Source organism: Rhizobium sp. 01T437 (assembly GCF_056398505.1).
Window position 1 is genome coordinate 24,872 of sequence record NZ_JBFTPM010000030.1, and the last position, 16,388, is coordinate 41,259.

General features: G+C 59.0%; 13 protein-coding genes and 1 pseudogene. 12 read left to right on the plus strand and 2 right to left on the minus strand.

Going from position 1 to position 16,388, the window contains the following annotated elements; translation table 11 throughout:
* From AC1DM5_RS33110 to AC1DM5_RS33150, 9 genes are all read left to right on the plus strand, one after another.
* Complete coding sequence (locus AC1DM5_RS33110) at positions 1-984, plus strand: zinc-dependent alcohol dehydrogenase (protein WP_477976664.1); 984 nt, start codon at positions 1-3, stop codon at positions 982-984.
* A gap of 4 nt (positions 985-988) precedes the next feature.
* A complete protein-coding gene (locus AC1DM5_RS33115; protein ID WP_477823420.1) occupies positions 989-2,047 on the plus strand; it encodes an SDR family oxidoreductase in 1,059 nt (352 codons plus the stop codon).
* A gap of 14 nt (positions 2,048-2,061) precedes the next feature.
* A complete protein-coding gene (locus tag AC1DM5_RS33120) occupies positions 2,062-2,943 on the plus strand; it encodes an intradiol ring-cleavage dioxygenase (RefSeq protein ID WP_477976666.1) in 882 nt (293 codons plus the stop codon).
* A 9-nt stretch (positions 2,944-2,952) separates the two neighbouring features.
* A complete protein-coding gene (locus AC1DM5_RS33125; protein WP_477823422.1) occupies positions 2,953-4,017 on the plus strand; it encodes a maleylacetate reductase in 1,065 nt (354 codons plus the stop codon).
* A gap of 196 nt (positions 4,018-4,213) precedes the next feature.
* Positions 4,214-4,498 carry a YciI family protein gene (locus tag AC1DM5_RS33130; RefSeq protein WP_477823423.1) on the plus strand — a complete coding sequence of 95 codons (285 nt, stop codon included), beginning with the start codon at positions 4,214-4,216 and terminating at the stop codon, positions 4,496-4,498.
* Between the two features lie 421 nt (positions 4,499-4,919).
* Positions 4,920-5,894 carry an ABC transporter permease gene (locus AC1DM5_RS33135; RefSeq protein WP_477823424.1) on the plus strand — a complete coding sequence of 325 codons (975 nt, stop codon included), beginning with the start codon at positions 4,920-4,922 and terminating at the stop codon, positions 5,892-5,894.
* Positions 5,891-6,958 carry a substrate-binding domain-containing protein gene (locus AC1DM5_RS33140; RefSeq protein WP_477823425.1) on the plus strand — a complete coding sequence of 356 codons (1,068 nt, stop codon included), beginning with the start codon at positions 5,891-5,893 and terminating at the stop codon, positions 6,956-6,958. Before AC1DM5_RS33135 ends, AC1DM5_RS33140 begins: the two co-directional genes overlap by 4 nt.
* A gap of 70 nt (positions 6,959-7,028) precedes the next feature.
* Positions 7,029-9,539, plus strand: a complete 2,511-nt coding sequence (locus AC1DM5_RS33145; RefSeq protein WP_477976668.1) for an ATP-binding cassette domain-containing protein — start codon at positions 7,029-7,031, stop codon at positions 9,537-9,539.
* A 104-nt stretch (positions 9,540-9,643) separates the two neighbouring features.
* Positions 9,644-10,156, plus strand: coding sequence for a VOC family protein (locus AC1DM5_RS33150; RefSeq protein ID WP_477823427.1), 513 nt, complete (start codon positions 9,644-9,646; stop codon positions 10,154-10,156).
* A 137-nt stretch (positions 10,157-10,293) separates the two neighbouring features.
* Here AC1DM5_RS33150 and AC1DM5_RS33155 read toward each other — a convergent pair whose 3' ends face one another.
* Both AC1DM5_RS33155 and AC1DM5_RS33160 read right to left on the minus strand, forming a co-directional pair.
* Positions 10,294-11,010 carry a HEPN domain-containing protein gene (locus tag AC1DM5_RS33155; protein WP_477823428.1) on the minus strand — a complete coding sequence of 239 codons (717 nt, stop codon included), beginning with the start codon at positions 11,008-11,010 and terminating at the stop codon, positions 10,294-10,296.
* An 80-nt stretch (positions 11,011-11,090) separates the two neighbouring features.
* Positions 11,091-11,795 (minus strand): annotated as a pseudogene (locus AC1DM5_RS33160) (IS6 family transposase).
* Between the two features lie 813 nt (positions 11,796-12,608).
* On the opposite strand from AC1DM5_RS33160, the gene AC1DM5_RS33165 reads away from it, so the two are divergent.
* From AC1DM5_RS33165 to AC1DM5_RS33175, 3 genes are all read left to right on the plus strand, one after another.
* Positions 12,609-13,052 carry a GrpB family protein gene (locus AC1DM5_RS33165; protein WP_477823429.1) on the plus strand — a complete coding sequence of 148 codons (444 nt, stop codon included), beginning with the start codon at positions 12,609-12,611 and terminating at the stop codon, positions 13,050-13,052.
* A 424-nt stretch (positions 13,053-13,476) separates the two neighbouring features.
* Positions 13,477-14,526, plus strand: a complete 1,050-nt coding sequence (locus tag AC1DM5_RS33170) for a class I SAM-dependent methyltransferase (RefSeq protein ID WP_477976670.1) — start codon at positions 13,477-13,479, stop codon at positions 14,524-14,526.
* A 657-nt stretch (positions 14,527-15,183) separates the two neighbouring features.
* Positions 15,184-16,242, plus strand: a complete 1,059-nt coding sequence (locus tag AC1DM5_RS33175) for an alpha/beta fold hydrolase (RefSeq protein ID WP_477823431.1) — start codon at positions 15,184-15,186, stop codon at positions 16,240-16,242.
* Positions 16,243-16,388: the final 146 nt, after the last annotated feature.

Here is a 16,388-nt window from a genome sequence, read left to right on the forward strand (position 1 = left end):
ATGAAAGCTCTGGTTTTCGAGGCTCCTGAAAAGCCCGTCATCGCCGAAGTTGGAATACCGGACCTGTCGCCGAACGAGGTTCTCGTTCACACCAAGGCGGTGGGGATCTGCCACTCCGATTATGAACTGCTTGCCGGCCGCTACATCATCCCGATCTCCTACCCAGTCACACCAGGGCACGAATGGAGCGGCGAAATCGTCGAGGTCGGACGCAACGTCCAGGGCTTCAGCAAGGGGGACCGCGTTGTCGGCGAATGCGTGGTGCGCACGCCTGATCGCCTGCATCATTTCGGCTTTTCGATGAGCGGCGCTGACCGCGAGTATTTTACGGTCAATCCGGAATGGCTTCATAAGCTGCCGGACGCCGTCGACGACAAGAAAGCCGCGCTGATCGAGCCGTTCACCTGCGGGTTTTATGCTGTCCTTCGTTCCGGCGGGACAAATGCCAGCGAGACCGTCGTGATCTCAGGCGGCGGTACGGTCGGCCTTGTGTCGGCTGCAGCCGCCATCGGCATGGGTGCGCGTGTGATCGTCGTCGATCCGCTCGCCTCGCGCCGGGATGTGGCAAAGCGGCTCGGCTCAGACGTCGCGCTCGATCCATCTGACGGCGGTGCGGCAGAGGCAATCCGCGAGCTGACCGGCGGAAAGGGGGCCGATCTCGTCATCGAGGCCTCCGGTCATGATGCCTCGCTTGCGGCAGCATTCGACTACGCGCGCGAGGAAGGCCGTATGTCGATGGTCGGCATCAATATCGGCCGTAAGGTACCGGTCGTGATCGGCCAGATTCAGATGAAGAACCTGACGGTGCGCGGTTGCATCGGCTCACCGGGTGTATGGCCGGCTGCTATTCGCTTTCTGGAACGGACGGGCATCGATCTGTCGCCGATACAGACACATGACTTTGCCCTGACGGAGGCGGTCCAGGCCTTTGCCTTCGGGCAGGATCCGACCAAGAGTATCAAGATCACACTGTTGAACGGTTGAACCCATGACAAACCATGCCCTGATTGTCGGCGCGACCGGCATTACCGGAAGCAACCTAGCCGAACTCCTGCTTGCCGCGGGTGACTGGAGCGTATCGGGCCTGTCCCGATCCGTCAGCCCGGTCGCCGGGGTGCAAACGCTTCAGTGCGATCTCGTCGATCCGGATTCCGTCCGTGGTGCGCTGCTCGGCCTGCGGCCAAGCCACGTTTTCATCACCGCATGGTCGCGCCAGGAGACGGAAGCGGAAAACTGCAAGGTGAACGGGGCGATCGTCCGCAATGTGCTCGATGGCTTGCAGGGCGCAAGTGTCGGCCATGTCGCGTTGACGACCGGCACCAAGCATTATCTCGGGCCGTTCGAATCCTACGCCAAGACACAGCCCGAAACCCCTTTCCGCGAAGAGCAGGAACGTCTGCCGGGGGAAAATTTCTACTATGTCCAGGAGGATGAGGTGTTTGCTGCCGCAGCCCGCGACGGTTTTACCTGGTCCATCCACCGGCCGCATACGCTGATCGGCTATGCTGTCGGCAATGCGATGAACATGGCTGCAACACTCGCCGTCTACGCATCGATCTGCAAGGAGACGGGAAGGCCCTTCGTCTTCCCGGGATCGCCGCAGCAATGGCAGGCGACAACCGATGTCACCGATGCGCGCCTGCTCGCCCGGCATCTTCGATGGGCCGCAACCACCAAGGAAGCGGCCAATCTCGCGTTCAACGTCGTCAATGGCGAGGTCTTCCGCTGGAAATGGCTGTGGCCACGGATCGCCGCCTATTTCGGCATCGAGGCAGCACCCTATTGCGGTGCGCCCGATCCCCTCGAAATCCAGATGGCGGGCGCAGACGAGATCTGGGATGGGATGGTCAGGAAGTATGACCTGCAGCCCAATGCGCTCTCGCGGGTCGCCTCCTTCTGGCATTCGGACGCGGATCTTGGACGGCAGGTCGAGACCTTCAATGACATGGGCCGCAGCCGCAAGCTCGGATTCATGGATTATCAGGATACGACCCAGTCCTTCACCGACGCTTTCGACCGCCTGCGTGCGGATCGCATCATACCCTGATGAAGGAGGACCGCATGAGTGCCGACCTCACAGCACCGGTTTCGCCGGCCGGATATTTCACCGAGGAAAACTCGATCGAGACCGTCAATGCGCGCATGGCCAAGGACGTCAATCCGCGACTTGCCAAGATCATGGCATCTCTCGTGAAGCATCTCCACAATTTCGCGCGCGAGACCGAGCTCACGCAGGAGGAATGGGAATTCGGCATCGATTTCCTGACCCGCACGGGGCACATCTGCACGCAGGAGCGCCAGGAATTCATCCTGCTCTCCGATACGCTCGGTCTTTCCATGCTGGTCGACGCCATCAACAACAGGCGGCCACAAGGGGCGACCGAAAACACTGTCTTCGGCCCGTTCCATGTCGAGGGCGCTCCGGTACGCCGGATGGGCGATCAGATCTGCCTCGATGGCAAGGGCGAAAGCTGTCTGTTCACCGGCCGGGTGCTCGATCTAGACGGCAATCCGGTAACGGGCGCTCGTATAGACGTCTGGTCAGACAATGCGGAAGGCTATTACGACGTGCAGCAGCCCGATATCCAGCCGCAGTGGAACAATCGCGGTGTGTTTATCACCGGCCCCGACGGAGCCTACAGCTTTGTTGGCATCAAGCCGGTTTCCTATCCCATTCCTGATGACGGACCGGTTGGCAAGATGCTGGCGTCGCTCGGACGCCATCCCTATCGCCCGGCCCACATGCACTACATGGTCCGCGCCGACGGCTTTCAGAAGCTCGTGACCCACACCTTCGTCGGGAACGACCCCTACCTTCAATCTGACACCGTTTTCGGCGTGAAGAAGACACTGGTCGCGCCTTTCGAACCTGTCGAGAACGGCGACACGCTGTGGCGCTCCGATTTCGATTTCGTTCTCACCCGCACCGGGCAGGGGCGCTAGGAGGCCGACATGGAACACTTCGTCTATACCGGAAATCCCGGCCGCGTCATTTTCGGAAGCGGCACGATCTCAAGGCTCGCGGAGGAGGCCGACAGGCTCGGGGCAAGACGCCTGCTCGTACTCTCCACACCAGAACAGGAAAGCCAGGCACGAGATATCGCCGCCCATCTCGGTGCGCGCGTGGCCGGAATGTATTCCAAGGCGACGATGCATACGCCGACCGATGTGACGGTCGACGCCATGCGACAGGTCGAGGCAATCCGAGCTGATGGCCTCGTCGCGATCGGCGGGGGATCGACGACCGGTCTCGGCAAGGCGATCGCCTATCGCACCGATCTCGCCCAGATCGTTGTTCCGACCACCTATGCCGGATCGGAGGCAACGCCGATCCTTGGAGAAACCGAGGGTGGACGAAAGGTGACGCGATCCGATCCTCGCATTCTTCCCGAAATCATCGTCTACGATGTCGACCTGACGCTCAGCCTGCCGGTTTCAATGTCCGTCACGAGCGGCATGAATGCCGTCGCCCACGCGGTTGAGGCACTCTATGCCCGGGAGGCAAACCCGATCATTTCGATGATGGCGCTGGAGGGGATCAATGCGATCGTTCGCGCCTTGCCCAGGATCAGCCAGAACCCTGGGGACAAGACGGCCCGTTCGGATGCTCTCTATGGCGCCTGGCTCTGCGGTATTTGTCTTGGGTCGGTCGGAATGGCGTTGCACCACAAGCTTTGCCACACGCTCGGCGGCATGTTCAACCTGCCGCACGCCGCAATGCATACCGCCGTGCTGCCGCATGCCATCGCCTATAATGCCAGTGCCGCACCAGCGGCGATGGACATGCTCGGCAACAAGCTTGGCGCCGCCGATCCCGCCCAGGCACTCTTTGATCTTTCGAGGCGGCTCGGCGCGACGATGTCTCTGCAGGAGCTCGGCATGCCGCAAGGCAGTGTCGGAGCTGCCGTCGAACAAGCCATGTCGAATGCTTATTGGAACCCGCGTGCTCTGGAAAAGGAAGGTCTGATCGACCTGCTCGAGCGTGCTTTCCGGGGCGACGAACCCCGGGCAAAATAGGTTTGCGCCCATACGGTGGCGTTGGACGCGACGAGGAGTTTTGCCTAGTGGCGGCAGGGAAATCCGGAAATCCAAAATGGATAATTCCACTGTTTCCTTTGCTCAGAGTGCGGTTACCATCACTATTGCGATGTCTCCGATATCCGAAATTGGACGGGAGACGGAGGCCGATTTGGCTGCCAGGGAGGGAGAGGTCATGCTTGCAGTTCGTGTCGCACTATCCAATCCCGGTAAGGCGGCCGAACGCGAAACCTATCTCGAGGACCACAAGCGCCATCTGCGGTCCGGTCGGGTCGGCATCGTCCAGTCCGGACCGATCGTGGATGAATTCGGCCAAGGCAGCGGAGGAGTTGTCGTGGCCGATGTCAGTTCGCTGGAGGAAATGCATCGCTTCAGCGCGGAGGATCCTTTCGTCCTCCACGACGTCTATGCAAGCGTCGCCATTTACGAGTGGCGGCCAACAATCGGCGGCCGTCGCTAACACGACCGCATCGGGACGCCAGAGCGTCCCGGCAGCAGCTGATTTTCTGAGGAGGAGGGAAAATGAAAGCGGCAGGTACAATCAACTGGGACGAGATCCGCGACTGGCTCGCAGAAGCCGGGAGCATTTGCAGCGGATTTCACGTCGAGTACCAGGAATCGCGAAATCCGCCCCACCCACTGTCAGCGCGTCGACGGCCTAGGCGACTGCGACGTCCGCCAAAGGCCGACGCATCGATCAGTTGGGTTTTTCCGAACCGGGATACCTGACGTCGGTCTCCTTTCTTGAAAATTTGCCGAACGGGCCCGCCAGATTTTTACCGGGAGCTCGGCGGCGGAGCCATGACCTTCAGCGCGAAAGACAGACTTCGATGACGAACGCCTTTCCCATTGCTTCCAACAAGCATCCAAGGGGGACAATCTTGCCGATACCGCTGGCGCGAAGCTTCGTGACCGTCGTCTTCTCGACGCTCGTTCTCCTTCTCGTATGCGCGTCCTTCGCGCCTTCGAGCCTATCCTGGGGCGCACTTTCAGGGAGCCTGCCCTTTGCTGCGATCATCGCCATCGTCGGTCTCGGTCAGTTGCTCGTGGTGCAGCAGGGCGGCTTCGACCTTTCCCTTCCCGGCGCGGTGTCGCTTGCCGTCGTCATCGCAACCCACTTTCCGCAGCAGAACGATGCGTTGCTATATCAGGCAGTCCTTCTGTCGATTGGCATTTCGCTCGTCGCGGGCTCCCTGAACGGGCTTCTCGTCAGCATCTTCAGGCTAAACGCGATCATCGCCACGATCGGGACCAATGCGCTGCTTTACGCAGTCGTCTTTGCTGTGTCGGGTGGCGTCCCCTCGATCACCACCAACCTTCTGGCCGAGATCGCAGGCGGCGAAAGTCTCGGCCTGCCGAACTCGGTTATCTTCGCGCTGGCGGGCATGGCGCTCGTGAGCTTCGCACTCAAGAAGACGGTGGCGGGTCGACGGTTCGAGGCGATCGGCGCCAATCCTCTTGCCGCACGAGCTGCCGGACTGAACGTGCGCGTTCACCAGATGATGGCCTACGTCTATGCGCAGCTTCTCTATTGCATGGCCGGCACACTGATTGCCGGCATCACACGTGAGCCCACCGCCTTTCAGGGGGACAGCCTGCTGCTGCCCTCCGTCGCTGTCGTGGTTCTCGGCGGTACGTCGCTTCTCGGTGGGCGAGGCTATCCCGTCTCGACGGTCATCGCGGCATTTTTCCTCAACCAATTGAGCCAATTCGCACTGACGGTCGGGGTGCCATTTTCAGCTCAAACCATCATCCAGGCCTTGGCTCTGGGTTTTGGCATCGGTGTTTACTCGATCCGCTGGACGGTAAACCGCAAGACAACGACTGGGACAAGAAAAGTGGAGGACAAAACATGAAACATGCATCTCTCTCGAAATACCTGGCGCTTTCCGTTGTGGCCGCGATCACTGCATTCGCCACGACTGGTGTCGCCAAGGCCGAGGCCCCATCCTGGTGTGGCCCGAAGAAGGCAACGCTCGGACTACTTGACGGTTATGGCGGCAACAGCTGGCGCCAGGTCACGACGGCCTCCGGCAAGCAGACCGTGGATCTTTGCCCGAGCATCACCAAGTACGAATATGCCGACGGTCAGGGCGACACGTTGAAATCGATCTCCGACATCAAGAGCATGGCGGCCAAGGGTCTTGATGCGCTTGTCGTCTTCGGCGATGCAGGCCCGGCCGTGCTTCCAGCCATTACCAGCGTCTTCAAATCCGGCAAGGTCGTCGTTCCCTATCGCGTCGCCGTTGGTGGCAAGGATGGCCAGAACTATTCGAAATTCGTCGGCGCATCCTTCGAAAACGATGGCGAAAGCTGGGGCAACTGGATCAAGAGCGTCCTGCCGAAAGGCGGAAACCTCCTCTTCCTCTCCGGGCCTGCCGGCAACAGCCAGGGCCTCGATGAACTCAAGGGCCTCAAGAAGGTTCTTGGTCCCGAATATGTCTTCGTCAATCAGGAGCCCTTCGCCGTCACCAACTGGGATCCGGCGCTGACGCAGAAGGTACTGACAGCGGAAATTGCCAAGAACCAGAAGATCGATGTGATCATCTCCGACTTCGGCCCCTCTCTCGTCGGTGCGCTGCCGCTCTTTGCCAAGCAGGGGAAGTCGATCCCGGCGCTTGCCACCTCTGACGGCAATTCGCTCGGTTGCTTCTGGCAGGACAACAAGGACAGCAATCCGGACTTCAAGCTCTTCACGGTCGCAACCGGCAACGACAATGTCAGGCTCGCCGTCCAATGGGCTGTCGCGCTTGCCACCGGCGGCAAACCGCCGAGCGAACAGGTCTTCAAGGCGCCAGCCTTCGAGGATTCGGTATCCGGCAAGCCGAACGCGGTGCAGTGCCGCAAGGATCTGCCGGGCGCGATCTACCTGTCCTCCGAACTTACCGCCGAGGATCAGGCTAAGGCGGTCGGAAAGTAATCGTAAAACATCCAGGACCTGCCCGAGCATCGCTTCCGGGCAGGTTTTCCCTTCCAGCGGGTGACAAGCTATGGCTGCAGCAGAAATCAATGCGATCGCGACACCTTTTTCGAACCGTTCCGAGCAGACGATCTGCCTGACCGGAATCCACAAATATTTCGGGGGTATCACCGCGCTTCGCGACGTGAGCGTCGAATTCTGGCCCGGCGAGGTCCATGCTATTCTCGGTGAGAACGGTGCGGGCAAGTCGACATTGATGAACATCATCGCCGGCACGCTCCAACCGAGTGAGGGCGAGATCAGCTTCGAGGGCGAGCGCATCAGGCAGATGACGCCCGAGTTCGCGAGTTCCATCGGCATCGCCATCTGTTTCCAGCATCCTGCCATCCTCAACGACCTGTCGATCCTCGAAAATCTGAGCGTTGCTCTGCCGCCATCGATATTTTCCGGCCGGCCCATGAGCGAAGTCGCAAGGGAGATGCTCAACACTGTCGGACTGGCATTGCCGTTACACATGCGCGCCGACCAGATGACGGTGGCGCAGAAGCATCTTCTCGAAATCGGCAAGGCGCTCGCAATGAAACCGAAGCTCCTCATCCTTGATGAGCCGACGGCCTCTCTCGACCAGGAGGCAACTGACATGCTCTTCGGTCTGATCCGCAAGGCGGTGGAGGCCGGCACCTCGGTGATCTACATCACCCACCGTCTGGCAGAGCTGCGTCAGATTGCCCAGCGCGTCACCGTCATGCGAGACGGGCGCGTGCGCGGTTCGGCACTTGTCGATGACACCAGCGATGCCGAGCTCGTCAATCTGATCGTCGGCCGCACGCTGGAGGCTGCCTTTCCGCCAAAGTCGAAGCGGCTCGGCGGGGAGGCCAGTTTGTCCGTTGCGGGTTTGAGCGGCCACGGATTTACCAATGTAAGTTTTGATGTAGCGCGCGGCGAGATCATTGGCGTCGCCGGTGTCTCCGGAAACGGCCAGACAGAGCTGATGCGCACGCTTGCCGGTCTGCACACGGCAGAGGGGGCGGTCACGCTTCACGGGCAAGCCCTCAATCAACCGACGCTGTTGCGTCAATCCGCCTTCATGCCGTCCGACAGACATCTCGAAGGCGTGGCGAGCGGCCTGACGGTGCGCGAGAACGCCACCTTCTCTGCGCTGGAGAAGTTCGCCGCAAGTGGCGTCATGAACAGCAGGAGAGAGCACGAAAAAGTCACCGCGATCTTCGGCGAGCTGGCAGTCAAAGCTCCCGGTCTCGAAGCACCGATCATGTCCTTGTCCGGCGGCAACCAGCAAAAGGTGGTAATGTCGCGCGCCCTCCTGTCAGAGCCTGGCATTGTCATTGCCGACGAGCCGACGCAGGGTGTGGACGTTGGCGCGCGCTTCGAGATCTATCGAATCCTGCGTGACGTCTCGGAGGCAGGAACGCCTGTTGTCGTCAACTCATCCGATGCGGTCGAGCTCGAGGGGCTGTGCGATAAGGTCATCGTCATGTCGCGCGGTCACGTCGTCGAAACGTTGACCGGTGATGATGTCACCGAAGAACGCATTGTCGCGGCGGCCGTCAAGGCCGCAACTCACGATGTCGAAAGCGGTTCGATATCAGGGGGGACCGCACCGAAGGGGCTGCGCCATTTCCTGCAGTCGGATATTGCGCCCGCCGTGCCGTTGGCGCTTGTGACAATTCTTCTCGGGCTTTTCGTCAATGGTCAGAACGACAACTTTCTGTCGATCTACAACATCTACAACATCCTCCTGCTGTCGACCGCGCTGGGCTTCATCGCCCTCGGACAGACGATCGCGCTGCTTATGGGCGGCATCGACCTGTCCGTCGGCCCGCTAGCCGGTTTTCTCGTCGTCGTCGCCTCGTTCTTCGTCACCGAGGACATGTCGAGCGGTATGATGCTGATCGGATTTCTGCTCATGCTGACAGGTGCGTTCGTCACTGGCGCTGTGAATGGCGTTTTGATCCGATATGCGAACTTCACGCCGATTGCCGCAACACTTGCCATGTATATCGCGATACAGGGTTTCAGCTTTCTGCTGCGCGAAAACCCGGACGGCTATATCAGCTCGACCGTCACAGATTGGATCAACTGGCAGTGGGGGCCGCTCCCGGTCGCCTTCCTCATCCTCGTCGTCGTGACGCTGATCGGTGAATACGCGCTGCGCCGATCGAGACTTGGCTGGCGCTTGCGGTCGGTCGGTTCAAACGAGGAATCCGCACGCAGAATGGGCGTTCGTGTCGATCTGACCTATATCAGCGGCTATATCGCTTGCTCCCTGATGACCGCCCTCGGCGCACTCATGCTGATGACACAGATCGGCGTCGGCGATCCACGCCAGGGCGTCAACTACACATTGTCCAGCATCACGGCAGTCGTACTCGGAGGTACGAGCCTGACGGGTGGTCGCGGCACATTCATCGGCACGATCCTCGGTGCCGTCCTGCTGACGGAAGTGCTGAGCGCGGTGACCTTCCTCAGTCTCTCGCAGACCTATCAATATGTGTTCCAGGGCGTCCTGATTATCGTCGCGGCGCTGATCTATTCGGCTGCCCGCAGGCGGACAGCACACTAGCTGCGGCAACCTTCTCCGCGACGCTGATGGCAAGCCGCGGTTTCTATCTGCACACGCACGTCCGGCATTTTCGCGCGGCTCAACAAATTTGATGAGGTTATCATATGACGGGCAGGGTCTACGGCATGCACCACATCGGCATTACGGTGCCGGATATTGAAGAGGGCATTGCTTTCTTCCGGGCGGTTTTCGGCGCAATCGAGGTCTTTCGTACTGGACCCTTCGATGTCGACCAGGATTTCATGGCAAACAAGCTGGGTGCGTCAGCGCAATCGACCATACGTGATCTGGTTTTCCTGCGTTGCGGCGAAGGGACGAGTGTCGAGCTGTTCGAATATAGCGGGGAGGAAGACAGCCGACCGAAGCGATCCTCGGAGGTCGGCGGCATGCATCTTTGTTTTGAAGTCGACGACGTCCATGCGTGCGCGAAACGATTGCGAGCGCAGGGCATCGACATGCTGGATGGACCCAACTTAGTTGAAAGCGGACCGTTGGCGGGATTCAGTTGGATCTATTTCCGAGCCCCGTGGGGGTTGATTTTGGAAGTCGCGAGCTTCGCGGAACTGGGCTATGAGCGCAATTCGCCTCATCGTTTATGGAGAGGCGAGCGGAAGTGAACTTCGGCGCCAGCTGTTGGTTTGTTGATGGGGTCCAGCGCTCTGCCAGCAAGGCCGTGCGGGGGCTTAGCCCACGGTGCGAGCGGTTCGAATCTCAGCAAGAGCAACCAATTCAAAAACAGGCAAGATCTTTCTGCTTACGCAAGGCGATCGCGACAACTCACCTCGACCAACTCTTGGAGAACCTTCACTCGTTCAACCAACCAACCAAGCTCTTGCGCACTGATCTCATAGTTCGCTGAATACCGGGCCTCGACATAGGCGCGAGACAGGAGCTCAAAGCGCCGCCGGGCGATCCGGCTATCGCGTGGCCACGCTTCGATCAAACGCTTGTCAAGGTCTTCAGCTTTGGATCGCAGAACTTTGATACGGTGGGATTTTGGGCTGTAAAGCGTCAGCGTGAGGAGCAGACAATGGTAGGCACGCTCGGTCGCCTGATGAAGCATGAAGGCACCATCGCGCAACTTTTCGTTTGAAAGCCCGAATTCTGCAAAAGCTAGAGCATCAATTGTTAGCTGGAACCACTGCTCGAAATAGCGCTGTGCCTCAACGATTGCTTCCTCTTTTGTCAGCGGCCTCGGCGGTGCGAGGGGATGACCTTTCGCTTCATAGAGGATCTTGCCGTCCCTGGCGATATCGACAAAGAAGGGCCGGCCGCGTGACAGCTGGTCGTTGACGTCATGCAAACTATGGACGATCGGAATGACCGGCGTCTCGATCCGGTGGGCAATCTGTTCCTGCAGCAGCCGTTCATCGAGCGAAAGCCACAGGTCCTGCTCCTCAGCAAAGCTCTCTGAATTGACGACGATCAGCAGATCATAGTCCGAGCGATAGCCACTCAGCCGGTCTTCCACCCAGTCGCCGCGCGCATAAGACCCGTAGAGGTGATGTCAGGTTAATTGGGACGAGTGCGCAATGGGCAGGCTTGCAGTAATCACGCGGCGATGCTGGCCGCATTCCTCCAATGGGCGATCGCCCTGAGGCGATGCAGGCGGACATCGATGGCTGTCTTTTTCGGGCGGGTTGGGACAAAGAAATTGCGAACCGCGGAGAAGACGCTGACGAAACGTTGCAACGCGCCTGCCGAACGGAACCGCTGCATCACCCGCTCCCGTTTCGGCAGCGGCAGGTGCGAGTTTTCAGCACGGTTGTTCAAGCCCTTGTGCGATCGATGCTCGACGTCCGGCATGACCTGACGCCTTGCAGCGCCGTATGAACGGAGCTTGTCAGTGACCATGCGCTTGGGCTGGCATCCCTGCCTCTTCATCAACCGGACCAGAACCCGCTTCGCCGCTTTGGTATTGCGGCGAGCCTGCACAATTTCGTCGAGTACATAACCGTCTTGGTCCACGGCACGCCAGAGCCAGTGTTTCCGCCTGCCGATCGTCACGACCACCTCGTCCAGATGCCACACGTCATTCGGGCTGGGCGCTTTCCGCGGCAAGCGGGCGGCATAGTCGGGGCCGAACTTCTTTGCCCAGCATCGGATCGTTTCCTACGAAACGACGATGCCGCGCTCCAATAGCATTTCCTCGACCAGGCGCAGGCTCAATGGAAATCGGAAATACAGCCAGACTGCATGGGCAATCACAGACGGCGGAAAGCGATGACGTTTATAATTGACTGGGCTCTGGCTCATCACGGCGAGATAGCCGCAAAATCTTTCAGCCCCAGTTAACCTGACATCGCCCAACTGGGTTCTCGGACCGATATTGAAGGTAGTGGAGGAATACAGGATGACCCTCCAACGATCTCCCAATCCACCTGCGGCAAACATGACGAGGTTCTGATCCTGCGCTGCTCTGGGCATGATAAACGACTGAGCGAAAGCCAAATTCTCTGTCTCGGCTACACTACCCACGCTGTCGGCGATACGCTACTCGCGATCTGGGGCATAGAATTGATACTCCTGCTGGGGTGAATGCGATCCGCTCAATATATTTCGTGTCAACGGAGCATGATCACGAGCGCGCAGACTATGTCCGTCGCAGCGCTCAGAACAACATAGTAACAATCATATGCGACGCGTTCTTCATGCGTGGCGACTATATCCCGGGTGGAGGCCTGCTCCCTGGCTCGACGAGTGGAAAACCGCCGAGGCTCAGATCGCTGCCGGATGAAAGTCCGTGGCAGGTCACTACGAGCCCACCTACAAGGTTCAATCTCGTCCCGCCAAAAGACGTTAACACGTAAAACAGTCGCTCAGCCTGAACGAGCATAAATCGCCAGATGGGTATCAATGCGGCGGGCGGCGCGGCTATCGAGTTGTTTGAGCACCTGCTTTCCCGCCTGGAATTTCCGCAAAGCGCCCATCTCGGTCGTAAGCCTACTTTAGCGGCCCCGAAGGCGGACATCACAGTGGATCGGCGAAGCGGCATGTGGGCGCCAGGAGGAGACATGGATTAGGCGGATCGGTTAACATCGGCTGTCTCTTATATTGACGGATGCGTCCATGCCGACCTTAGTAGAACTCTCCCCTTTCGATCCACATTGGACGAACGATTTCTCAGCCGCTGAAGTCCTATTGAGGACGACACTCGGCAACTGCGTAGTGTCTGTTGACCACATCGGTAGCACTGCCGTACCAGGCTTGCCTGCTAAGCCAATTATCGACATTGATATCACTCTATCGAATTTGGATGACGTTCACCAAGCAAGCGCGAACCTGATCAAGGCTGGGTTTGAACCTCGCGGCAATAGGTACGATGACGATGTTTGGGCCTTCCTCTGGAAGCGCCCTGTGCCTCAGATCAGGGTCTATCTCTGGACGGCCGCGGAGCGACGCATCGGAGCAACGCATGTCCGCTTGGGTGTGTTAGCAGCGGACTTTCCGCTCCGGCCACAAATCAAAGCCTTCCCCGGTCGTAATGTCTCGAAGGAGACTTCTCTGATCTGAGTATATCTGTGATTTCGTACGGTAGCACGGATGTATTCAACACCTTAATCGAATCATATGGTCGCGGCTCGAAGAATGATGATTGAAAATCACAGTCTTTCGAAGGAAGATCAGCAACGTTCCATCAGCGCCAAACGGACACTTCCGAAATATTGTTGTTCACTGCAAAGGCGTTAGATGTTGCAAGTATGCGCGCCAAACGCCTGCATCCGCGTGACGATCAGAGCTGAGGACTTGCCAAATGCTGTTTCCTGCAATCCTAAAATCAATCGTACGAACAGGCAGCCTTCGGCTGATCGACGGGCGCGGGAAAATACACGACTGTGGAGACGGCACTCCACCTCGCTGTACGATCCGGCTCGGTGCTCGCCATCTCGACTATACGCTGGCTCTGAATCCGGAGCTGTCGATAGGGGAAGCCTACATGAACGGCCTGCTGACCATCGAGGAGGGCAGCCTTTTCGATGCTCTCGAAATAGTTGCCAGGAACTACGGCAACTTCAAGCAGACGGCTTGGTTCTCGCTGTTGTCCCGCATCATGAGTGGGTTGAAGCAATATAATCCGATCGATAGTGCGCGTCGCAACGTCGCCCACCATTATGACCTGTCGGATGAACTCTACGACCTGTTCCTCGACAAGGATCGCCAGTATTCCTGCGCATATTTCGCGAACAAGGACGATGATCTCGAGACCGCGCAGGAGCGCAAGAAGCGCCACATCGCCTCAAAGCTATTGCTCGATCGCCCAGACCTTAAAATACTCGATATCGGCTCCGGCTGGGGTGGCCTCGGCTTGTATCTGGCCAAGGAGACCGGCGCTGATGTTACCGGTGTCACCTTGAGCGTCGAACAGCACAAGATATCAGAGGCGCGCGCGGTCGCTGCGGGCCTTGCCGATCGCGCACGCTTTCGTTTGCGCGACTACCGAGAAGAGCCTAGCCAATTCGACCGGATCGTGTCGGTCGGCATGTTCGAACATGTGGGAAAGAAGAATTACGACGAGTTCTTCGGCAAGCTTAGCGATTTGCTGACCGCCGACGGTGTCGCGCTCGTGCACTCGATCGGTTACTCCGATACGCCGGCTCCGATCAATCCGTTCATTCGCAAGTACATTTTCCCCGGAGCGGATATTCCGTCGCTTTCCGAGGTTTTCGCATCGGCAGAGCGTTCGGGCCTGGTTGTCACGGACGTCGAAATCCTGCGTCTGCATTACGCCGAAACCCTCCGCCACTGGCGCGAGCGTTTTATGGCGAACCGCCAGCGGGCGGCGGCTTTTTATGACGAACGGTTCTGTCGCATGTGGGAATTCTATCTCGATCTGTGCGAGATCGGGTTCCGCTTTCGCTCGATGATGGTGTTTCAGATTCAGCTCGCCAAGCGGGCGGACACCGTTCCGTTCACCCGTGACTACATGATGAACTGGGAGCGGGCCCATAATACGGCCGCAACCTCGCGTATCCGGGCGGCGGAATGAATGGCGTTGGCTTGCACGCACAAAAATGGAGTCGCGAAGACTATTTAAAGTCTGATTCCGGAAGAATGCTAGACCATTGATTTCGAAGAGAATTTTTATCCTCCTTTAACAAAGTCAGTGGTTCGCATCTGTTCAAGAGCGTCGCCAATTGCGCCGCGGCCAGTGATGCAGCTTACAGGAAGGCATCCTGGGCGAGCGGACGCACCACGCGTGGCATTGGCACGGCAGCTTGCGCGCCTCATCGCCGCCGTTTGTTCGGCATTCGTTCCAACGCAAGGGGATTGGGACAGGAATTCAAATCAATCATCAGGGGAAGACCAAGCACACCTTCGCACGACCTGGCCTTGATGAAGCTGGTGCAGAACGGTCACGCCGGCCGCGCGCCCCAATATCTCGACCGCAACCTGCGCCGCGAGGAGGACCGGATCGAACTCGAGCAGCTCGATTCACTCAACTACACGCTGCGCGAAACCGACGGGCAGGACGCATCCTCATCCTCGACATCGCCAGCATGGTCGAGGAGTTGCCGACGAAGTAGATGCCCTGATCGAAACTCGCTACCAAATTTCCGAGCGTAGCATTTGGCCGTCGGGGGCACCAATTGATGGGGAGAGGATAGGTCTGTTATGCGACCGTTCCCTACGATATTCTCGGCGGATGAAACTCAGCCAGACCATACGGTTTTGTATCTCCGCAGACGGCACCCGTATCGCCGTCGCGTCCTGTGGACAAGGCCAGGTGATCCTGCGGGCGGCGCATTGGCTCAGCCACGTCGACTGTGATCTCGAGAGTCCGGTCTGGCGACCCTGGCTCCGGGCGATGTCTGCCCGGAACCGGTTTGTACGCTACGACCCGCGCGGCTGCGGCCTGTCGGACCGGCATGTATCCGACCTTTCGCTCGACGCGTGGCACGCCGACCTTGATGCCGTGGCTGCTTCGATCGAGGAGCCGCGCTTCGTTCTCCTCGGTCTTTCACAGGGCGGCGCACTCGCTATCGCGTATGCATTGAGGTATCCAGAGCGGGTCTCGCATCTGGTTCTCCTAAACGCGTATGGCCAGGGCGCCAGGACGAGAGCTCAGACCGAGGCCGAGCGGCTGGAGGCCGAAACACTTGTCAATTTTGTTCGCATCGGCTGGGGACGAGAAAATCCGGCATTTTGTCAATTTTTCACCAACCTCTTCATCCCCGACGGCACGCCTGAACAGCATCGCTGGTGGGGTGATCTGGAGCGCCTGACCGCAACACCTGAGGTTGCAGCGCAATTGCTTTGGCAAATGCAGGGGATCGATGTGCTGCAGCTTGCGACGATGCTTCGCGTACCGACATTGATCGCGCATTGCCGTGGCGACGTGCGCGTGCCGTTCGACCAGGGCTGCAAGCTTGCCGCTGCAATTCCAGGCGCCAGCTTCGTGCCGTTAGAGAGCAAGAACCACGTGCTCTTGCCAGATGAGCCCGCATGGAGCGTATTTCAGGCAGAACTCGCTTCTTTTCTCGGGCAGGACAGCCCCGTACGACCGCGCGCCGTCAGCGAGGCCGATCTCACACCCGCCGAGGCGGCGCTTCTCGACCTCGTGGCGGAAGGGCTCGACAACCGGGCGATCGCAGAACGGCTTAGCAAGAGCGTCAAAACCGTACGAAATCAGCTGTCAGTGATCTTCAGCAAACTCGGCGTGCATAGCCGCTCGCAGGCGATCGTCATCGCGCTCTCCAACTAGTCTCCGGCAGCTAGCTGCTCTCTGTGCGGCGGACGGGACGTATGTCCCGCCAATCAGCGGGATTGTTCGCCGCTGCGGGACGATCGCCTCATGCTCCTGGAGGCGACTTGTTCCATCCTCGACGTCACGGATGGCAAGACGCCGTC